The 21,009-nt window shown below is 52.9% G+C and carries 20 protein-coding genes; 11 read left to right on the top strand and 9 right to left on the bottom strand.

The genetic code is table 11. The features are described from left to right. Positions 1–1,039, bottom strand: a 1,039-nt coding sequence (locus D3M70_RS33875; RefSeq protein ID WP_256660047.1) for a helicase HerA domain-containing protein, incomplete at its 3' end; no start/stop codon positions are given. 5 nt (positions 1,040–1,044) lie between these two features. Further along, positions 1,045–4,638 (bottom strand): MobH family relaxase, encoded by a 3,594-nt coding sequence (gene mobH / locus D3M70_RS30930; RefSeq protein ID WP_120129994.1) that lies wholly within the window; start codon positions 4,636–4,638, stop codon positions 1,045–1,047. 107 nt (positions 4,639–4,745) lie between these two features. On the opposite strand from mobH, the gene D3M70_RS30925 reads away from it, so the two are divergent. Further along, positions 4,746–5,318, top strand: a complete 573-nt coding sequence (locus D3M70_RS30925) for a hypothetical protein (RefSeq protein WP_120129993.1) — start codon at positions 4,746–4,748, stop codon at positions 5,316–5,318. 40 nt (positions 5,319–5,358) lie between these two features. Here D3M70_RS30925 and D3M70_RS30920 read toward each other — a convergent pair whose 3' ends face one another. Continuing rightward, the gene (locus D3M70_RS30920) at positions 5,359–5,721 is read right to left on the bottom strand and encodes a hypothetical protein (RefSeq protein ID WP_120129991.1); all 363 of its coding nucleotides are present in this window, start codon (positions 5,719–5,721) and stop codon (positions 5,359–5,361) included. A 259-nt stretch (positions 5,722–5,980) separates the two neighbouring features. Between D3M70_RS30920 and D3M70_RS30915 the strand changes: the two genes are divergently transcribed. After that, positions 5,981–7,072, top strand: a complete 1,092-nt coding sequence (locus D3M70_RS30915) for a hypothetical protein (protein ID WP_120129990.1) — start codon at positions 5,981–5,983, stop codon at positions 7,070–7,072. A 144-nt stretch (positions 7,073–7,216) separates the two neighbouring features. Here the strand turns inward: D3M70_RS30915 and dnaB (D3M70_RS30910) are convergent, their stop codons facing one another. The 3 genes from dnaB (D3M70_RS30910) to D3M70_RS34375 all read right to left on the bottom strand — a co-directional run bounded on the left by dnaB (D3M70_RS30910) (position 7,217) and on the right by D3M70_RS34375 (position 10,816). Next, entirely contained in the window at positions 7,217–8,611 is a 1,395-nt protein-coding gene (gene dnaB, locus D3M70_RS30910; RefSeq protein ID WP_120129988.1) for a replicative DNA helicase, read from the bottom strand. Between the two features lie 59 nt (positions 8,612–8,670). Continuing rightward, entirely contained in the window at positions 8,671–10,197 is a 1,527-nt protein-coding gene (gene dnaB, locus D3M70_RS30905; RefSeq protein ID WP_120129986.1) for a replicative DNA helicase, read from the bottom strand. Positions 10,198–10,327: 130 nt separating this feature from the next. Continuing rightward, a complete protein-coding gene (locus tag D3M70_RS34375) occupies positions 10,328–10,816 on the bottom strand; it encodes a PD-(D/E)XK nuclease family protein (protein WP_120129985.1) in 489 nt (162 codons plus the stop codon). 184 nt (positions 10,817–11,000) lie between these two features. On the opposite strand from D3M70_RS34375, the gene D3M70_RS31825 reads away from it, so the two are divergent. The 8 genes from D3M70_RS31825 (at position 11,001) to csrA (ending at position 16,841) form a co-directional block, all read left to right on the top strand. Then, on the top strand, positions 11,001–11,222 hold the full coding sequence (locus D3M70_RS31825) for a hypothetical protein (RefSeq protein WP_133306551.1): 222 nt from the start codon (positions 11,001–11,003) through the stop codon (positions 11,220–11,222). Positions 11,223–11,300: 78 nt separating this feature from the next. Beyond that, positions 11,301–13,277 (top strand): type I DNA topoisomerase, encoded by a 1,977-nt coding sequence (gene topA / locus D3M70_RS30895; RefSeq protein WP_120129983.1) that lies wholly within the window; start codon positions 11,301–11,303, stop codon positions 13,275–13,277. Positions 13,278–13,373: 96 nt separating this feature from the next. Continuing rightward, the gene (locus D3M70_RS30890) at positions 13,374–13,697 is read left to right on the top strand and encodes a transposase (protein ID WP_120129982.1); all 324 of its coding nucleotides are present in this window, start codon (positions 13,374–13,376) and stop codon (positions 13,695–13,697) included. Continuing rightward, positions 13,694–14,029, top strand: coding sequence for an IS66 family insertion sequence element accessory protein TnpB (gene tnpB, locus D3M70_RS33870; protein ID WP_133306550.1), 336 nt, complete (start codon positions 13,694–13,696; stop codon positions 14,027–14,029). Before D3M70_RS30890 ends, tnpB begins: the two co-directional genes overlap by 4 nt. Positions 14,030–14,090: 61 nt before the next feature. After that, the gene (locus D3M70_RS30880; protein WP_120129980.1) at positions 14,091–15,626 is read left to right on the top strand and encodes an IS66 family transposase; all 1,536 of its coding nucleotides are present in this window, start codon (positions 14,091–14,093) and stop codon (positions 15,624–15,626) included. A 9-nt stretch (positions 15,627–15,635) separates the two neighbouring features. Beyond that, the gene (locus D3M70_RS34370; protein ID WP_120129979.1) at positions 15,636–15,812 is read left to right on the top strand and encodes a topoisomerase DNA-binding C4 zinc finger domain-containing protein; all 177 of its coding nucleotides are present in this window, start codon (positions 15,636–15,638) and stop codon (positions 15,810–15,812) included. A 188-nt stretch (positions 15,813–16,000) separates the two neighbouring features. Further along, positions 16,001–16,372, top strand: a complete 372-nt coding sequence (locus D3M70_RS30870) for a hypothetical protein (RefSeq protein ID WP_177418499.1) — start codon at positions 16,001–16,003, stop codon at positions 16,370–16,372. 277 nt (positions 16,373–16,649) lie between these two features. Next, positions 16,650–16,841, top strand: a complete 192-nt coding sequence (csrA, locus tag D3M70_RS30860; RefSeq protein ID WP_120129974.1) for a carbon storage regulator CsrA — start codon at positions 16,650–16,652, stop codon at positions 16,839–16,841. A gap of 35 nt (positions 16,842–16,876) precedes the next feature. Here csrA and D3M70_RS30855 read toward each other — a convergent pair whose 3' ends face one another. The 3 genes from D3M70_RS30855 to D3M70_RS30850 all read right to left on the bottom strand — a co-directional run bounded on the left by D3M70_RS30855 (position 16,877) and on the right by D3M70_RS30850 (position 18,901). Then, positions 16,877–17,572 carry a hypothetical protein gene (locus tag D3M70_RS30855; protein WP_120129973.1) on the bottom strand — a complete coding sequence of 232 codons (696 nt, stop codon included), beginning with the start codon at positions 17,570–17,572 and terminating at the stop codon, positions 16,877–16,879. Beyond that, entirely contained in the window at positions 17,541–18,089 is a 549-nt protein-coding gene (locus D3M70_RS31820; protein ID WP_133306549.1) for a hypothetical protein, read from the bottom strand. The genes D3M70_RS30855 and D3M70_RS31820 overlap by 32 nt, the downstream gene beginning before the upstream one ends. Positions 18,090–18,175: 86 nt before the next feature. Continuing rightward, positions 18,176–18,901: a hypothetical protein gene (locus D3M70_RS30850; RefSeq protein ID WP_133306548.1), complete on the bottom strand. Its 726-nt coding sequence runs from the start codon at positions 18,899–18,901 to the stop codon at positions 18,176–18,178. A gap of 349 nt (positions 18,902–19,250) precedes the next feature. Here D3M70_RS30850 and D3M70_RS30845 point away from each other — a divergent pair, with 349 nt between their 5' ends. Next, entirely contained in the window at positions 19,251–20,723 is a 1,473-nt protein-coding gene (locus D3M70_RS30845) for a 3'-5' exonuclease (RefSeq protein WP_120129970.1), read from the top strand. Positions 20,724–21,009: the final 286 nt, after the last annotated feature.

The raw sequence follows: 21,009 nt of genomic DNA, 5'->3' as shown, positions 1-21,009 counted from the left end.
CTGAACTCGGTTGCATTGGGACGATCTCGTCTCGATAAAGCTTGAGAAGATTCTTGGCCTTCATCTCGTCCGTTACTGCCTTGGCCAGCGCTGCCCTGGCCAAAGCCTCATAATGCGGATGAACCTTAGACCCATAGGCATTAATTGAGCGGATTACAAGTGGCGCCAATCCGTTTTCAAGCGAGCGACGTAGCTCAACCAACGTCGGTAACACACCACAAAGCAGTAGCGCTTGAGTAACGTTGTTCAACGCCATCTGAGCGAACGCTTGGAACGGATCTCCCCCCTCGGATTTCATAAGTGCTGCAATCCGCGATGCCACCTCTGTTGCCCGACCGAAGTTTTTCGTGGGGGATATGCGGACGCTGACTTCTGGGAATGCAGGGTGAAAGTATTTAAATCGCTCTGGCCGGCCGGCCAATTCGCAAGCGCGCTTTGCATTCTCGGCCATTTCTTTATCCCCTTTCGGGTCTAAAATAATTACAGCTTCATTTCTGAGAACTGCCTGGCTTATAAGCAAATCGAATAAACGTGTCTTACCTGAGCCTGTGGTGCCGACAATTAGAGTATGAAGAGATGATAAGTCCTCCATGTAGCCAATCGGTCGATCCGGCTGCAGCGAGATGCCGTGAATCCATGGTGACCCCATAAATCCATCAGGAATTTTCGGCATTAATTTGGTGATGTCGCGCTTGAGCAACTCGAAGACTTGCTGGCCTTCCCTTTGAGTCCACTTGAAACCAGTACCGAGGAAAAGCTTCCCTCGATTTTCGAGCATCTGGTCTATGAGGTCGTCTTGCCCCATCAATACGGCATCGTGTGCGCGTAAACCCTGGCGGACTTTATAGAGGTGCAATGCAGCAGGCAGCCGGCGCAGCGCAAATCCACCCATCACAATCAGAGACAGATAAAAAGGCTGCGACGGAAGGTTGGTGCATAAATGCACAGCGCTTGTCGCCGTCATCCCTAGCACCCACCCCGCCGCCTCAAAGGCCTCAAAATTTGGCCTCCAAGGCATTTCATACGCCCACTCACTCATCACAATCAGTCCATCAATTCGATGACATGATTGTTCCTGACTATGAGGTATTGGTGAGTCGCTATTAGTGCCCTTTTGAGGGTCGTTTCATCAACCTGGAGAGCATTCGAAATCTCGCTCAGTTTGCGTGGTTGCAGGGTCACAACGCGGCGACCATTCATCTCGTGCTCTTTGCACATTGCGATCGCTGACCTGGCCACGTTCAGTAGAAACTGTGCTTCTTCTTGGCTTCGCGCGACCGCCATTGAGTGCTTGTATTTGCCGCGGGTCAGATACTCGAATACCGCCCCTAGATAGCTCGTTAAGAGAACGCCCTTTTGATTTTTCCTGGTCATCGTGCCCGTGAAGTCATCCCACAACCACCCTGCCCGTGCCAAAGCCGGGATGTCGTCAGCGACGAACCCTTTACCTTCGAACGAGAAAAATGGTTTGAAGCTGTTCATCGACACTGTCTTATCCAGATTCTCAGCGTACCAGCGTAGTGCACTCGAGAGATCAGGAGTGATAGACAGATAAGCTTCATACTCCGCCGCCTGTTCAGGGGAATAAGGCATCTCAACGCCGTCCACTGATGAGTCCGGAGCCGCTTGACTCCCCTGATTTTGAACTGGACTTATTGGAAGTGGTGCTTTCGGTTTACGGGGTTGCCCCACGCGAATTGCTGTATCAATCGAACCTTCCTGAACTGAGATGGCTGCTCGTAATCGATGTGGGTCAGTGGAGGCGAACGCAGAGTTAACAGAACTCTGATTCTCAACTGGACGCTGCTCACCATCAATTGGGGCGGTTTTTTCTTCCGAATGCCCTAGCTCCTCAGTGCTGGTAATTCTTCGCTTACTGTCTTGGAAAGACGACTCGTAGCTAGAATCAAAATCGGCCATGGGAGGGGGATCATCTTCATGCCATGAGGCATCTAAGCTGACATCAGCAGCTGTCCATAACGCCTCAGGTGCATCATCGTACAGAACGCCCTCACTCAGCAGGGGGAGATCAAATTCGTCTACTTGAGCTTCCTCAAAAGAATCTTTTGAGGATTTGGATTGTTGATTAACGTCGGCCAAGTCCGGTTGTTCACGTGCAAGCGACGGCAAGTCGTATGAATCGACACCAATTGACTTTTCAAAGCTCTCCGATTCTGTGAACCGTGCCATTTCTTTCGGCAATTTTACGGTAAGTGGGGATTCCGCAGGGATTTCTCCAATGTACTTACTTGCCAATTCTGCATCGAAATTGTCAAACCCAAATTCCTCAACCATTGCCAAATCTGGTGACACAACAATCGGCTGTGTCTTGCCTCGGCTTCTTTCATGGTGGACGTTTAACTCCGGCTCATCGAATTCCAGTTCAAGAATCTGAGGCGACAGCACGGGCTGGGAAATTTCCGCCAACTGGTTGGAATTCGTCTCTGCTGCCAAGTCAGGTTCTACCCGGTTTTTTGTCATCAGAGTTCGATCGGGAATCTCCATGCCGGCGAGTTTTAGAACCTCATCATCAATGTCACCAAAATGATCCGAGTACTCAACGTCATCAAGGCTTTCTGCCTCTAAAGACTCCGTTGAAAAGTCTTCCTTGGGGCTGACAGATTCCGAAGAGTCTGGTATCCGGATACTGCCTGCTTGCTCCTCCGACGCAGCCAATAAATGCTGATCTGTCTCGGGAGCAACCTCTAACGCTTGAGCATCGCTAGAAGGCTCACCTGGACCTCGCTTCTTCTTTTTCCCTTTCTTGTGTTGCGCTGCTGGCTGCCCTATTACCGCCTGTGCGCCGCCCACACGAATTCCGCCATTTACATCAGGGTTACCTACAGTGACCACTATCGACCCCGGCCTTACTGCAGGAACATCAGCGTTCGCACCAATCACTTTAATTTTTGGCGCTTCGGTCCCATCAACCGTGACTAACTGCACCGATCCTACATTCGACGTTTTGGGCCGATTAGGCTTGGTATCCAATGGCACCGAGCTAGGAGAAGCCTTGATCGGAGTGGGGATCACTGGTGCATTGACAGGTGAAGGATTGGTTACTGGCTTTTCGGACAGGGATGTTGCAGCCCGGCCGGGTACAGGCAAAGTGTTAAATGGGTCCTGCATACCCGTTGGGACGGAGAAATCAGGCACTGATACTGGCGCTGAAATAATCTCTGCCGGCACCGCGGCTCCGAAAGGATCATCTCCTGGTAGGGAAAACATTGGCGTGATGACTGAACCATTCCCATCTGTGGGAGGAGCCGAAGCCAAATCGCCGCCTACCTCTTCTAGCGCAGACCGTGGTTGTCCATCTGATGAACCACCTATTACGAACCGCAACTGGTGCTCATCTTCCCCTACCGTCCCAGTTGCGGTTGGGGGTAGCGGTTCGAACGGGAAAAGCAGTGTATGACTAGCAAGCTTGACACACTTCAGCTTGATAGCCTTGGATCGACCAGCGTTTAGGAGGTCAGGGCTGACACTCCAGTAGATCGAACCATCAGGCGATCGCTCAATAATATTATGGTCCAGAAGCATCTCGCCAAGGGCGTCAGCGCTGCGTGGTACCGCCTTGATACCTTTCTCTTGAAGTGATTCAGTTATGTCGCGGACGCCTTGAGCCCAGACTACATAAACGCCATCACCGAAAACCCAAACCCGTTGACCAGTTTCGTTGACCTTCCATGTCCCGACACTTCGTAGCAAACGCATCGCATCCACAACAATTGAGGCCACGGGGACACCAATCCCCATAGCTGACTGACCGGACGCATCGCCGCCGTACTTACGAAGATCTGTCTCCACCGAACTTGAGTCGGCCTTAATAACAAGCCCCGTCAGCAGCCGTTTTTCATCCTCACAGGCAATCGCGCTGATCATCTCGAAATAGAGATCTTGTCCAGCCTCCATGATCCAAAGGCGCAGGTCTTTGTGCAGCAAGCGCTCGACCATCGTTGTGGATAGGTGCTTGTGAATCTCGTGACGATTTGGATTCCAGTGGATGAAATAGCGCTCAACGCGCTGCTCCGCCGCCCACTCAGGAATCGTGTTGGCCACGGGCTGCCATACCTTTTCGGCAGAATCATCTGTAACACGCAGATCGTATAGCGGCTTGCCTACGTCATGCAGTAGTGCTGCCAATACTGCAGCGACGTTCCACCGGTCTCTGCGCTTGATCCGCTCTGCTGGATACCGATCATGGTCAAAGCTAGTGACCTGGCAGGCGTTCAATGCGTATACAGCCACTTCCAGTGAATGGGCCAACAGGCCACCCGGCCCCCTATGGTGGTGAGCCTGCGACGCCGGCAGCATGTGCGCGAAATCAGCGAATGCGTCGAGCACCGGCAGAATCAATCGATTGAACTCAGTCGGTGGCAAGCCAATCCCACTCGCGATTTGGCGCACCTTGGATGCTTGGGCATCAAGCAGCACCCTACCAGGAACAGTTGCGAGCCAACCCTTCTGGAACGGAGGGTATCGAAGCGAGGCCTCGTCGCCAGTTTTCAGGTACTTCTGAATTTCAGGAGAATGTAGATCCAGTACCTGGATCTGGTTATCGGTAAGGCTACCTTGCCTTTCACGAGGCTGCGCTGGCGTCGTGGCAAAGCCAAATAGCTTTTTTAGAAAATGCATGGAGGTCTCCTATTGCCCTCCATTCTCGCGAGCGCTAAGAAACTCTGAAGACCAATCCGAACCCCGAAGGGGTTCGGACTCGAATCTTGATACCCCCTGATCGAAATATGATCTTGTTAAATCAATCGGGGGCAACCATGCTCAAAACTAAGCTGATGATCCTTACCGCGGCAGTTCTACTTGCTGCGTGCTCGACAAAAGAAAACCCCTACCAAGAAGAGACTGCCTCATCTACGACTTATGTTCCCGTACGTCTGGCACATGAGTTCTACAGCAGTTGGGGGCACGATGGCCGCGGTGGCGCAGCTTTACGTAAGCCTTCCTACCAGCACGTTATGGGCAGTGAAGAGTCGATCATGACCACTCACGGCAGCTACGCAGATTTGCGTGCTGGCAACGATACCGCTGCCGGGGAAAGCGTTGTTGTGACAGCTCTTAATAATGGTGTCGGTACCGCCATCGATAAGGCGTTGACCGTAGCCCCAGAAAAACCGGTGATTTACGCTCAGGCGACTCCACAGCCACTGCAGGCTGACGAAAATGATTACCTAGTCGCATATCGCAAGTTTTGCAAAGGTGCAGGCTCGACAATGTCGGAAAAGGAATGGGAGCTCGTCGCTCGGGGAGGGCCTAAGGGAATCCCTCCCTCTCTGCGCGGTAAATGCATGCAGATGAAGTAGTGCCTGTCCGCTATAAAAAACCCCGCCGAGGCGGGGTTTTTCACAGACCTAACAAATTCAGCGTGGCCAAGTAGATTCCGCCTCCGTAGGTCAAATACCCTACGATGGGGCCAATAGCAAGACCAATGGTGGCCGACGCTAACAGGCATACCTTCAAATTTGGTTGCCACGTCCAATGATCAACGTCCTGATCAATATCGTTCTCAATTGGCAGTAGGCTGTATTTCTCTTCCTCGACTGATCGACTAGGCCCGTTTAAAGCCTTCGCTTCCAGCAGTCGGGCTACCTCTGCAAGAATCGCTGATAGGCTGTCAATCGCCCTCACTGCGCTTCGAATGCTCCGTACGGGCTGTTGCTTACGCCCAAAGATCAAAAATCTTCTTCTCGCCTGCACACTGCTCATCGTGGGTCCTCACCAGGTGGGTATGCATAGACGTTAAACACAATCAATACCTAGAAGCCGTCAATTGGCCACCATTGCTGGGTTCGATGGGCGGCTTGCATCTTCACAGAAGTGGGTAAGGTACTGGCGATAGAAAACGCTTAGCCCCAATGCCGTGATGAGCAAATCAGTGTCACAAAAAGCTTGGAAAGCGGACTGCCTGCGCCGGTACGTTGCACCTTCTGCCGCCGGCTCACCACCACCTGCGAAGAACACGACGATGACTGACTACGACCATTTCCCAGACGGCGAACTCATGGAGAACGACTCTCCCCAGATTAACGATCTCCAAAGCTTTGCTGAGCTTGCCGCTGCTGAAGATAAAAGCTTGGTAGGTGAGTCACAAATGACCTGGCTTTCGCCTCAGCTAATTGAGGAGGAAGACGGCTTCAATGAACGCGACTACGATGAGCCTAAAACTGCTGCCCACATCGAGAAGCTGGCACAGGCTTGGGCTAAAAATGCTCAGATCAAACCTATCGAAGTGAAAGTCGTTAACGGGCATTGCTATGTCCGGGACGGCCACTGCCGACTGAGAGGGGCAAGGCTTGCAATCTCTCGGGGCGCCATGATTAAACGAATTCCCGTCATCGAGCTTAAGGGGAACAATCAGCTTGATACCGTAAGGATTCTGACGTCGAACGACCAGCTTAGCCTGACAATTATGCAGCGAGCGCGGCTGTACCAACGCCTTCGCAGCTGGAACTGGGATGATAATCACGTCGCCGACCATATCGGCAAAACCGCTACGCACGTTCGCGAAACAGTCCGTTTGTTGACACTCCCTGATGAAATTCAAGATCTACTTGTTAAAGAGGTCATCAAGCCCCACCTGGCGCTGGATCTTTTCCGAAAATACGGGAAGGAGAGCGTGCAGATCATCATGAGCTCCTATGAAAAGCGTAAAGCAGAGCAAGAGCTTTTTTACCCCGAGCTAGGGTCCGGTCTCACCGAACCACAGAACGTAGCGTCACCTGATAGCGAAGCGAAAGCGAGCAACGCGACGTCTGGACCTGAGCAAAACTCTTCTGAGAAAGAAGCTCCAACTGGCCCACCACCGATCCGTCTGACGAGCCGGAACATCGCTGTACCAACCAGACGGATCGGTAAGAAGCTGGTCACCACGATGGCTACATCAATGACCGGGATTTCGCAGGTGATGCGTAGCTCAGCAGTAATCGATGCAAAAACCGGAACCGTCGCAATCTCCATTCCGGTTGATATCTATGAAAAGTTTCTTGCCATCTCCGATGAGGCCGGACGCCATCGGGATGATGACGCGAAGAATCAACAGGAAAGTAAGGAAGCTTAGGAGAATCTTAATCTGGTCGACTGACGCAACCTTGCGCACATAGCAAAGAAAAAAGCCCCGGATTTCCGGGGCTTGTTCGTTGTGGTAGATGCCGTTCCTAGCAGCTACGTCCTGTGCTTCGCTTCTACTCACTAACGTAAGACGTTACTCATCATCGTCAAAGTTGTAGCTACCCGGCGCCAGGTTCTCAAAACGGGTGTATTTGCCGATGAACGCCAACCGCACGAATCCGATCGGGCCGTTACGCTGTTTACCGATAATGATTTCCGCCACACCCTTGTGCTCGGTTTCCGGGTGGTAGACCTCATCGCGGTACACGAACATGATTACGTCGGCGTCCTGCTCGATCGCTCCGGACTCACGCAAGTCGGAGTTCACCGGGCGTTTGTTCGGTCGCTGCTCCAGAGAGCGGTTTAGCTGGGACAGGGCCACCACAGGACAGTTGAATTCCTTGGCCAGCGCCTTGAGGGACCGAGAAATTTCGGAAATTTCGTTGGTCCGGTTGTCACCGCTGGAGCCCGGAATCTGCATCAGCTGCAGGTAGTCGATCATGATCAGGCCAATGTCGCCATGCTCACGTACCAATCGTCGTGTGCGTGCGCGCATTTCCGAAGGGCTTATACCGGCGGTGTCGTCGATGAACAACTTACGGTTGTTAAGAAGGTTGACCGCCGAGGTCAGGCGTGGCCAATCGTCGTCTTCCAGCTGGCCTGAACGGACCTTGGTCTGGTCAATGCGGCCCAACGAGGACAGCATACGCATGATCAGCGATTCACCCGGCATCTCGAGGGAGAATACCAACACCGCCTTTTCACTGCGAAGCACTGCGTTTTCAACCAGGTTCATCGCAAAGGTGGTTTTACCCATCGACGGACGGCCAGCGACAATGATCAGGTCCGCGGGCTGCAAGCCGCTGGTTTTCTCGTCCAGATCGGTGTAGCCGGTGGACAGACCGGTGATGCCCTCACCCATGTTGAACAGGGTGTCGATTCGGTCGATAGCCTTGGTCAGCAGGTCGTTCACGCCCACCGGGCCACCAGACTTGGGCCGCGCTTCGGCGATTTGGAAGATCTGCCGTTCGGCTTCGTCGAGAATCTCTTCAGCGGTACGGCCTTCAGGGTTGAACGCACTGTCGGCGATTTCGGTACTGATACCGATCAGCTGGCGCAGCGTGGCGCGCTGACGAACGATCTGGGCGTACGCCTTGATGTTCGCGACCGAGGGGATGTTCTTGGCCAGCTCCGACAGGTAACCCAGGCCGCCGACCTGCGAAGTCTGACCTTCCTTGTCCAGTTGCTCGGCCAGGGTGACGACGTCGATGGGCAGGTTCTGGTCGGCCAGCTTGGCAATGGCCCGAAAGATCAGGCGGTGGTCATGACGATAGAAATCGCCGTCCGAGACCTGATCCAACACACGCTCCCAGGCGTTGTTGTCTAGCATCAGACCACCAAGCACTGCTTGCTCAGCCTCGATTGAGTGAGGCGGCACCTTCAATGCAGATGTCTGAAGGTCATACTGTTGTTCTGATATCTCATTCATCGAAAGACCATATTCTCACTTCGACTGGGTCTAAAATTGGAGGGGGTGTTCGCCTCCACTCAAGATGGGCGCCGGCGACCTGCATTTTTTCTACCCGCTCGCCTCTCTTTCTGTTCTTTAACTGCATTTGCAACAGCATGAGCAGATACTCGGCCTACCCGTGGATTGCGTACGACCTTTGGTACTCCCATCTCATCGTTGGTGAAGTCGTGCGAGCCATCGGCCATGGTCAGAAATCGTGTGTGTGGGCCATCGAAACGAAGACGGACAAAACCAGTAGGCCCTTCTCGCTGCTTGCCGATAATGATTTCAGCGGTTCCCTTGAATCTGCTTTCAGGGTTGTACACTTCGTCCTTGTAGACGAATAGGATCACATCAGCATCCTGCTCAATTGCCCCTGACTCGCGCAGATCAGAGTTCACAGGACGTTTGTCCTTCCGCTGCTCAACGCTGCGGTTAAGCTGAGACAAGGCGACAACCGGACAATTGAACTCTTTGGCCATCGCTTTAAGCGAACGAGAAATCTCTGATATCTCGTTGGTCCGATTCATACCACCAGCGCCAGGAACCTTCATCAACTGCAAATAATCGACCATGATCAAGCCAATTTCACCGTACATTTTGCGAAGGCGTCTAGTCCTGGATCTCATCTCAAAAGGACTGAGCGATTGAGTGTCATCGATAAACACGCGGTTCGGCTGATCGATGATTTCGGCAGCGGTGACCAGTTTCGGCCAGTCCAGACTTTCAAGTTGTCCAGATCGTATTCTTGAAAGGTCAATTCCTCCCACTGAAGCCAGCATACGGCTTACAAGAGATTCGCCTGGCATTTCCAGGGAGTAGACCACGACCACCTTCTCAGAACGCTGAATAGCGCTCTCGACGATGTTCATCCCGAAACTTGTTTTCCCCATTGAAGGCCTTCCGGCGACGATCACAAGGTCAGCCGGCCGGAGGTAGTTCAAGCGGCTATCTAGGTCTTCAAAGCCTGTGGACAGCCCCACCGCCTCCGCACCAGACTCATTCAAGGTCTTGATCGTATCAACGGCTTTAGACAGCAATTGATCCAAACCAACAGGTCCCCCTTCCTTTGGCCGCGTACCGGCAATCGCCAGCATTTGTTGTTCTGCTTGATCTATAAGCTCATCTGCAGATCTGCCAGCAGGGTGGCGGGCGCTGTCCTCTATGTCCGCACAGACCTCAACAATTGTGCGCAGCCTCGCTCGCTCACTTATCACCCGAGCATAGGAAACGATATTCGCTGTCGACGATGTGTTGTCGTAGAGGTCAGACAAATATCCCCCACCACCAGCTGCCTCTAAGCTTCCGCCAGATGCCAAAGCGGCTTGCACCGTTACAACGTCGAATGCGGAGCTATCTTCAGCTAGGTCTGCAATTGCACGGAAGATTAAGCGATGGTCACCACGATAAAAATCTTCAGCACAGACAAACCCCGAAACCCGATGCCAAGACTGGTTTTCACGCATCAAGCCACCAAGCACCGCCTGTTCCGCTTCAAGAGAGTGTGGAGGCTCCCGAGTGGTTGATCCCGAAATGTTGGGATTTGGTGAGAGGAGATCGTTCAAGCGGTTTGCCTTGGATATGGTCAGGGGTCAGTTGAAGGTCAAGGATTCAGGTAGGGCAGAAGGTTATCATGACAGCACTGAAGACCGTCCCTCCATGCAGCTCTCGGAGGGACAATGCACGTCAGCGCAGCTAGCGAATTCTGCGTCCTATTGGACAGTTGCCTCGCTTGGGGCATCCAGCACAAACCATTTCAGTAGGATGTGTTGGCCGAGCTCTCAGCCCCTCTGCACGGAGATACCAGTACCTATTCCATAGGCTGATCACTTGGCTGCTATTGAGCAACTGGACAGGCCGATATTCGGTTCCATGAGGCGTCACCAATCGAATGAACCCCTTAGATGCGACAGGGTAGTTGCTCCCAAAAAGCGCAGTCGTCTGTCGAGCCAAGATGAATGCATAGACACTCAGCTGAATGACATCCTTTGCGTAGACTTTCCCCGCTTTGCGTCGTTTGGTGTCTACAACCACAAGCCATTTTTGTGCGAGGAATACCTGGTCTGCCCTTCCATGCAGCGGTACCGGGATTTCAGTGTACAAATCTCGTTCCGACAGGACTACCTGAGCGCCGCGAAGCACGTCGGGCAATTGCTCCCTCCAGGTCCCGATTCCACCGCTCATCCCGATTACTCGATAGTTGATAACGAGACCACCGTATCAAGCTTTTCGCATATGCAACCCCATAGTCTCCGCTGGAAGCGTCTCACTAGCACCTAGCTTCGTATGGGGCGTTTCTGAACGGCGATTTGCATACTTGCAATCTCATGAGAGCCTTCAGATGAAAATCAGAGAGGTGGGGTGTTGAATGACTAGACAAAATGGCCGGCGGCATCCGCGATCGGTGTCGGCGACCGACCTGGCAAAAATGGGACAATGCGAGCTAATGATCGCTTTGAATATTCAGGATGATCGAAATTCTGCTATGCAAGATTCCTCCCGCCATGGGCAGGCTGAACACGATCGTTACCACCTCCGTGCTGTTTTGAATGCGGGCACAGAGGAAGAAGCCGCCCGGCTCGGCCGGTAACGCTTTTAGGGCCGAACTGGCGCCTAACTGCCCATCTCCTTTGACATGGTGACCTCAAACAATTTGAGGACCTCCACTGTGTTTGATCTGGTAGTAGTCGAATCGCCCAAGAAAGCGAAAACAATCGCGAAATTTCTTGGGGAAAATTTCAAAGTCATTGCCTCAGCTGGTCATATCCGTGACCTTCCCGCAAATGAAATGGGAGTTCATGCACCTAATTTTCGACCCGAATATCAAGTTTACGAGGAGAAAAAAAAGCTGGCCTCAACACTCCGAAGCCTCAGCAAAGAAGCGCGAATGGTTTACCTCGCAACCGACTTGGATCGCGAGGGTGAGGCGATAGCGTGGCACCTTCTTGAGGTGATGAAACCTAAGACCCACAAGCGGATGGTTTTTAACGAAATCACCCAAAAGGCACTTCTAAAAGCGGTAGAGAACGCTGGTCAAATAGACATGGCCATGGTTGCGGCTCAGGAGGCACGACGAGTCAACGATCGTATCGTGGGTTACACGGTTTCACCGCTGCTTACAGAGATCACAAAGGCGCCTTCCCATCTATCAGCTGGCCGTGTCCAGAGCACCGCGCTCCTGATTGTTGTTGATCGAGAGCTTGCAATCAGGGCATTCAAATCCACTGACCATTACAAGCTAATCGCCAGCTTTCCGTTTCCTGGCAAAAACGAACATTGGAGCGCGGAATGGCTGCACAAACCATTTCAGCAGTCGACCCAACGGCCGTTGTCCGACATTTTTACTGACCTATCGGTGATTACTGAGCTGGATAAGGCTATCCGTCAACAGCCAGCGTTCATGGTCTACAAGATTGAATCTAAAGTGGCGCTCAGAAACGCCCCGCCGCCGTTCACCACATCAACTCTACAGCAGGCGGCAAGCAACAGCTTAGGTATGGAGGTAGATGACACCATGAAGAGGGCCCAGACGCTGTTTGAGGCCGGTCTGATCAGCTACCACCGCACGGACAGTCTCAACCTTTCAGCGGAAGCGACTGACTCCATTCGTTCCTGGTTGGCTTCGAACAATCACCCGATCCCTGACTCGCCAAATACCTGGTCGTCCAAAGCGGACGCACAGGAGGCTCACGAGGCGATTCGACCATCCGACACGTCGATCACTCAGCCTTCAGATTTTCCGCCGGACAGTCCCGAGGGCAAACTGTACGAGCTCATTTGGAAGAGAACTGTCGCTAGCCAGATGCTTCCAGCCAGATACAACGCTAAAAAGATTCTTTTGCTCTCAGCCGTGAAGGTGGCTGATCAACACCTTCAATTCCAAGCGTCGGGACGAACGCTCTTCTTTCCTGGGTGGTTGGCGCTCACACCTGAGGATGCGGTAGCGGATGCTGACGAGGTCGACGAGGGTGGCGTGACTGCCGGGCTGCTGCCGGATCTGGTGGAAAGCTCTAGAATTCAATGCAAAACCTTGGAGCTAAAAACCTCTGTCACAAAACCTCCACCGCGCTATACATCCGCCTCCTTAGTGAAAGCACTTGAATCGCATGGCATTGGCCGACCCTCTACGTACGCATCAATCATGGCAACGCTATTCAAGCGATCCTATGTGCTCAAAGACGGCCGCAAGCTGTCGGCTTCGGAGTTAGGCATTGGCATCATCACTCTGATGAGGGGACGGTTCAGTTTTGTGGCCCTCGACTTCACACGCATGATGGAAGCGGCCCTAGACCTAATTGCTCAAGGTCAGGCCTCCTACATCGGCGTCGTCACTTACCAGTACAACCTGTTACTCAAGGAAGTAGCCGAAATCAGGAGTGATCCGACCGCCATCGAAATGGCCAACGACAGGCGTATTTTGATGTTTGGAGAACAGGTTTTGTGCCCCATCTGTAAGACAGGTGAACTCCGCCGCAGAGGTTCGGCAGGCAGTGGGTTCTGGGGTTGTTCTAGATACCCGGAGTGCTCCGTAACCTGCAGTGATAAGAAGGTACGCGGAGGGGCACCAGTCCCTGATTTAGAAACCATACGGCTAAAGAGTTCGAACACTGACGGAGCACCAAAGGCTGAGATCGTTAAATCGTAACCGTCCGGCGAAGTCACCTACCCGATCCCTGCGATAAGGGCGATGTTCTCCACTTAAAAATACGTGGACACCATCGCCCTTATTGTCAGGATTGCCATGCGCCAACGAACCTCTTATCCCAAACCCTTTAAAGCTCAAGTCGTCCAGGAATGCCTGCAACCTGGCGTGTCGATGGCCAGCGTAGCGTTGCGCCACGGTATCAACGCTAACCTGGTTAGAAAGTGGATACCTGCTTATCGTGATCGTCAGGCGCCAGCGTTGCCGGCTTTCGTTCCGGTGAAACTGGAGCCCCGAACTCAGTCTGATCAGCAAACGTCTGTCAGCATTGAGGTGCCTTTCGGACAGCAAATAATTACCGTGAAGTGGCCATCCTCAGATCCTGATGGGTGCGCCCGGTTTATCCGTGAGTTGGCCCAGTGATCCGCATCGATGCAATCTGGCTCGCCACCGAGCCCATGGATATGCGCGCCGGTACCGAGACTGCGTTGGCCAGAGTGATCGCGGTATTCGGTGCGGCGAAGCCGCACTGTGCTTATCTCTTCGCCAACCGCCGCGCCAACCGAATGAAAGTTCTCGTGCATGACGGTGTAGGTATCTGGCTTGCAGCCCGACGATTAAACCAAGGTAAATTTCACTGGCCCGGCATCCATCGAGGATCGGAAATCGAACTCGATAGCGAGCAACTTCAGGCCTTGGTACTGGGACTGCCTTGGCAGCGGGTCGGCGCAGGCGGCTCGATCACAGTGCTCTAACACCTGCCATTAGCCCATCGGTTTATCGCCGCTGGCCGCCTGCTCTGGCACAATCGGCGGCATGACTTCCTCGCCCAACCTCGATCAAATGACACCGGAACAGCTACGCGCCTTGGCCGAACAGGCCTTGCAGTTGCTGTCCCAGGTCGACTCGATGGGCCAGAAAATCCACCGCCTTGAAACGGTCAACGAGCAACTCGCTCATGAGATCGCCATCCTCAAGCGGCACAAGTTCGCCAAACGTAGCGAGCAGCTAAGTCCTGACCAAGGCAGCTTGCTCGATGACCTGCTCGACACTGATATCGCAGCTATCGAAGCCGAGTTGAAGGCGGTCAATCCGCCAACTGCACCGACCGAGCCACGCCAGAAGCCCAAGCGTGCGCCGCTGCCATCGCAGTTTCCACGCACCGTTATCCATCACGAGCCGGAAAATACCCAGTGCGCCTGCGGCTGCCAACTTCAGCGCATCGGCGAAGACGTCAGCGAGAAGCTCGATTACACCCCCGGAGTGTTCACCGTCGAGCAGCATGTACGTGGGAAATGGGCCTGCCGTCAGTGCGAAACACTGATCCAGGCACCGGTACCGGCCCAAGTGATCGACAAAGGCATCCCGACCGCAGGCCTGCTGGCTCATGTGATGGTGGCGAAGTTCGCTGACCACTTGCCGCTGTATCGGCAGGAGAAAATTTTTGGCCGCGCCGGCATGATGATCGCCCGCTCGACACTGGCGCAATGGGTTGGACAAACCGGTGTGCAGCTCCAGCCTCTGGTCGATGCGCTGCGCGAAGCGGTGTTGGCCGAGGGGGTGATCCACGCGGATGAGACCCCGGTTCAAATGCTTGCGCCAGGCGAAAAGAAAACCCACCGGGCGTATGTCTGGGCCTACAGCACCACGCCGTTTTCGGCACTCAAGGCTGTGGTTTACGACTTCAGCCCAAGCCGAGCGGGCGAGCATGCGCGTAACTTCCTCGGTTCCTGGAACGGCAAGCTGGTGTGCGACGATTTTGCTGGCTACAAGGCTGGCTTCGAGAAAGGTATGACCGAAATTGGTTGCATGGCTCATGCCCGCCGCAAGTTTTTCGATCTGCACGTGGCGAATAAAAGCCAGTTGGCCGAACAGGCACTGCACTCGATTGGTGGCTTGTACGAAGTTGAGCGGCAAGCGCGAGACATGAGCGATGAGGATCGCTGGAGAATACGACAGGAAAAAGCTGCTCCGATAATCGTAACGCTACATGACTGGATGTTGGCCCAGCGAGATCTAGTGCCCAACGGATCGGCAACGGCCAAGGCCCTGGATTACAGCCTAAAACGCTGGGTAGCGCTGACGCGCTACCTAGACGATGGGGCTGTGCCCATCGACAACAACCAAGTCGAAAACCAGATCCGACCGTGGGCACTTGGACGCTCGAATTGGTTGTTTGCCGGATCGCTGCGCAGTGGTAAACGGGCGGCAGCGATCATGAGTTTGATCCAGTCGGCACGCATGAATGGGCATGATCCGTATGCCTATCTGAAGGACGTTCTGACTCGTCTGCCGACGCAGCGGGCAAGTGAGATTACGGAGTTGCTGCCGCATAAGTGGGCGCCCGTTTAACCACGCAAGGTGTGTTCGGCGGACGCTTACGTTAAATCAGAAGCAAAATGCCCCAAATGCAAAAAAAATCATTTGGCTTTAAGAACCGGGAGCAATGGAGCATTTTGGAGTTGCATGGGGTATCCAAAATGCAAATTTTCGGCAAACGACGACGCCGGAAAGCCGTCCTTGAAAGCTAACGAATGAGGCAATCGGCCCCAAAGTCAGGGGCCGATGCAGCACGCTCCAATGTATCCGAAGGTCGATAATTCCGCCGTGAATGGAGCCTCGGAACACCCGATATGTGCATAGACGCTGCTGTAGCAATAGCCAGTTACTCCTCCGCGAACGGACAACTGCCTTTAGAGATTGGAATCGCGACAGGCAATAACGCGTTGAACATCGTCATGGGACGCGTGCCTGGCCACATCGAGATTTATCAGGAACATGAACCGTCAATCGGGTTGAGCGCCATCGAAATGGAGGCTATCGGCCTGCCGATGGAGAAGGCTTGCGACCTGATCAATGAATTTCTCGTGGGCGGTGTTGTGGGCTGCAGGGATTCACGCCAACGAGAGGCATTGGAATGCCTCTTCAAACTGGCAAACCAAGAAATGGAGTTTCAACTCCACGAGATTGGGAATTTCAACCTTTCAGCACCGCCCTGCCCTGACAACTCATGTATCGAGATGGAAGCTCGCATGCTTGTCTTTTCGGCAAAGCAACAGCGACAGGTAGGTCTGCAATGCAGCCCATCGACCGTTTGACTCCCGATGACTTAGTAAAGCTACAGCGGCTAATCGACTTGACGGCTTTCCTGGAACGAGTCCAGACCAAGATCATGTACGGCCACCAGCCCACGCCGGATGACTATCGCTTGCTTGGCGAGGGCCGAAGCGAATTCGGAGACCTACTCTCGCATTTTAATTTGCGCCCCCCGAGCACAAATCGATAGTTGCATGTCCTGCACCTCGCGGTATTACTAAATCAACGAACGACAATATTAGCCGCCCAGGCGGATCACCACAGCGCAAGGATTTGAACATGTTGATACTCACTCGACGAGTCGGCGAAGCAATCATCATCGGAGACGATATCAAGGTTGTCGTACTCGGTGTCGACGGAGGCCAAGTGCGTTTGGGCATTGAGGCAGACCGTAATACCTCGGTGCATCGCGAAGAGATCTACCAACGCATTCAAGACAACAAGTCTGGACGGGAAAAGCTCTCTGCCTAGCGACGACCAGAAAACTGCAAAAAAGAAGCCGGCCATCAGGCCGGCTTTTGATCAGCCTCCACCCGCCACGCCCCTACGTTTTTCAGCACCGCAGGAATGTCAGACCTGAACATCCTGACCAGGCCTATCGAATCCAGGCCAAGCCCCTCATTACCACTCTCCAGATCTACACCGATCACAGAACCTGGAGCAAGCCAGCTTTTCAATGGACCATCCACCGACTCGACGTAGAACGTAGTCCCGACGGGAGTGCAGGTCGCCCGAACGTAGCAGTCCAAATGCCATCGACCACGAACACCGCTGACCATGGCCATGGAAATTACTGGACCTTGAAAATGTATAAATCCAAGACTTTCGTAGCCGGGATAGCCGTCACAATCGATATCGAAGCTCCAGCACGTTTGGTCAAGGCTAGCCGGGAGTGGACGCAGTCTCATCGCACGGATGAATGGGTGTTTGCTTGTGTCGAATGGCACGATCTCCTGCGACCATAATTTCATCAATGCTCGCTTGAAAAGTTCACGCTTCACGGAAGTATCACCAAGCATGAGGCCCCACTTGAGTGAGCCTCCCAGGATGGCAATTGCAAACAGAGCAATTCCAAACGCTGCTCCTCTGACACCAATAGCCGCAGAGCTGCTAAACACCATTGCCAAGATAGCTGTAGCAACGATGATAAGAACTGCAGGGCAGAAGTATTCAACCAGCTGCGCAAGGGTTCTGTTCTTCATTTAGTCCTCCCGCCGTTCGGAACAATTGAATCCACCGGGCACCTGCCTGGAAACCTGCCGTAAGATCAGTTTGGCCAGCAGCGAGACGTAGAAGCGCTGCGGCGGATTGTGCAGAGACCTCGCCGTCAATGAATTGTGAAACCTTGACCCACTTCGCTGCTTCCTCGAGGTCGCCTTGAGCTGCTGATGAAGAGATTATGCTGATAGCTAAGTCGGATGCAGCCCGTGGTACCCCACCGTTGGCACCGGCTGACAGGAAGGGCCGGGCTTTACCAATGTCTCTTGAAAGCAGCCCATTACCGAAAAGATACATCCGACCAATACTTGCAGATGCGACAGGGTCACCTGCACAAGCGCGTGACCGGAGTTCGGCGAGTGAAACGCCGGCAGCCCGCTCATCGTGTTGAGAAATCGCCGATGCGAGATCAGCCTCGATGCTGGATATATCACTTGCTTGCGCGACGTTTCCCAGTGAAACGTGCATCGCCATGACAAATGCAAGGTACGTTCTTTTCAAGCACTGCCTCCTCTTCAGTGCTTCCACTTTAGAGACCAGGTCAGCCATATAGTGAAGAGTTCGCCCCGCGCCCCTGGGCCAATCGACTACTCAACAACCTCACCGGAGACGCCGTCTATGGTCACGGGCTCAACCCGATGGGTGCGAGGATGACTTGAACCTGGTTGGGGGTGGTCATGAAACTGGAGATGATCAGGATTGCGAATTGGTTTTTTCCTAACCAGTTTGAGTGCGATTGCCGGAATCACTTGCAGCAGTACTGTCGCACCTGCAGCCACACAGCAAATCATGGCCACCGCTGAAGTTGTCCAGTCAAGGGCTACATGCCCCCAATACACAAGATTCGACTGCACCGAGGACAGAACCCCTTGCACCGGCTGCGTAACCGGAATCTGGATCTGAGCGATTAAACAGGCGCCAGCCACGGCCGCGGCCAATACGAGTGCCCCCCTTAGCGCGAGTCGAAGATCTGCAGAGGATGGGATCGCATGTAAGCCGATAACGATAGCCAAAGCACCTGATCCAACGCCAAGCCATGTCCCAGAGAACACCTGCCCCACTGTTGAAATCCAAGCTGTGTTGATGCCTGCTGTGATAGGCCCCGTCACTTGTTCAAACGGCAACCATCCCACATCGATCGTTGGATGAAGGAAATAGACAATCGTGCAGTATCCGATGATTGCGGGCGCTATCCCTTGCACCAGCAAACCGATAGCGTGCCAAGTAGATCGCGGGTTGTAAGCAAACCTGACGAACCCTAGCATTCCGGTTGCCGCGTCCGGTGCGAAAAATCTGACCTGCAGAATTCTCATGCCGAACAGAACACAGGCTATACAGTGACCCAGCTCGTGGAGTGGCGCTCCGATCATCCCGGTGAGGGCATGAAATCTAAATGAGCATCGCATAACAGCGTGCGTTGCCAGTCTCTGCAGTACGATCACTGCGCCAGGAGCACCAAGTATGAACACGCTCTGCGCGAGGAACGCTCCCCAACCTTCCTGTCCAACCACGTACTTGCCCTCCCCTGATACGGATAAAGGTGAATCGTAGCCACGTGCACAGTACACGAAGGACCTTTCCGGCCCACTACGGGGAGCAGTCTTATGATCTGAGTAGGAGTCCTGTTGCTAGATTGGCAAGATCAATCAGAGGACCGAATACGTGGCTACTTCCTTCACCTGGACCGACGAGCAAGAAGCTATTTTCGTCTGCAAAGATAAGCGGGTGCGAGTACGAGCATTCGCCGGCGCCTCAAAAACGACTTCACTCGTCGAATATACCAAGCGTAATACTGGTCGCAAATTTCTCTATCTGTCGTACAACCGCAGCATTGCAGACGAGGCATCAGAAAAATTCCCTAAAGGTAACGTAGACTGTTATTCAACCCACCAGGTTGCTTTTAAAGCAGTTGGGTCACTATACGCGCACAAGATGGGAGACAATCTTCGCCCTTCTGAAGTTAAGCAAACTTTAGAGCTTGACGATTGGAATTTGGTGAGGGCAATCATCGGAACGCTTAACAATTTCTTGTGCAGTACTATCGAAGTATTCCATGAAAGCCATCTCCCAGTTATCAACCGTCGGCCAGTGGCCGAGATGCCATCGTCATTTGTAGAGGCCGTATTTAAGTACTCTGAGCAATTATGGGCAAGGATGATTGACCTAAATGACACTTCTGTCCCGATGCTTCATGATGGGTATTTGAAGCTTTATTATTTGACCAAACCAGATTTCAGCCTGAAGTATGATGGGGTGCTCGCAGATGAAGCGCAGGATCTTAATGGCATTACGCTTGGGTTAGCTAAAGCCCAAACTTGCCAAGTGATCTTGGTCGGGGACGAGCATCAGCAATTATACTCATTCCGCGGAAGTGATAACGCACTATCAGACCCGGAGCTCGATTCAGCCACAGATCTGTACCTAACAAAATCTTTTAGGTTCGGCCCCGCCATTGCGACAATAGCAAATATTATACTTCACTATAAGGGAGAAACAAAGAAAGTAATCGGCGCAGGCTTTCCTACTAAGGTAAAACTACAGTTAAGCGAGGATGCCAAGAGCCCAGCCATACTACACCGAACAGTGACGGGCGTAATCATGAGCGCTTTGGAATGTGCTTCTAAAAATCAAAAGATATTTTGGGTAGGTGAAATTAAATCCTACAAAATCCCGGAACTCGAGGATCTATTTTGGCTCAGTGAAGGTTGCCACTCCAAGGTAAAATCGAGGAAACTCTTAAAAGATTACAAGGACTGGGACGATTATATTTCCATTGCTGAAGCCAGCAAGGACCGAGACATGGCTAGAGCCATTCGCATTATTAATGGCCACAGCAACTTGGATCAAGCCATAGCGCAAATTCGAAAACTTACTGTAAAAAATGCAAAATCAGCCGACGTCATTCTCAGCACCGCACACCGATCCAAGGGGCTTGAGTTCGATTACGTCAAACTATTTGAGGATTTTCCGGACCCACTCGATCCCGACATGTCAGCAGACGCAAGAGATGACGAATTGAATCTACTGTATGTTGCTTCAACCAGGGCCAAGCGAGAGCTCGAACTTAACTCGGTCGTAATTGGGATCATGCGAGACTATGAAAGACGCCGAAAACTCGAGAGTCTACTTCATTGACTTCGAGCAACAAAAAGCCTGCAATCTTGCAGGCTTACAAACAATCATCATTTCATGTCGGATCTAGGCTTTTCGGTATTGGCCCTAGCCTTAAGGTAAGACTTTTGGTGTCACAGCCTCGTCCAAGGCTTTTAAGTGTGCACAGCACTTCAATCTGAGCGTCTATATTCGCCAAGCATACTCCCCGGCCGTGTGCGACTAATCGATAGCCTTGAAACCCAAGTAACTGAATCAGATCCTCCCAATTAACCGCGCACTCGACTAATCCGAGAACCTCAACCTTGTC

The organism is Pseudomonas sp. LS-2 (genome assembly GCF_003605735.1).
In the GTDB taxonomy this organism is placed as follows: domain Bacteria; phylum Pseudomonadota; class Gammaproteobacteria; order Pseudomonadales; family Pseudomonadaceae; genus Aquipseudomonas.
Note: the sequence above shows the minus strand (reverse complement) of the source record. Positions and strands in the feature narration are given on the sequence as shown.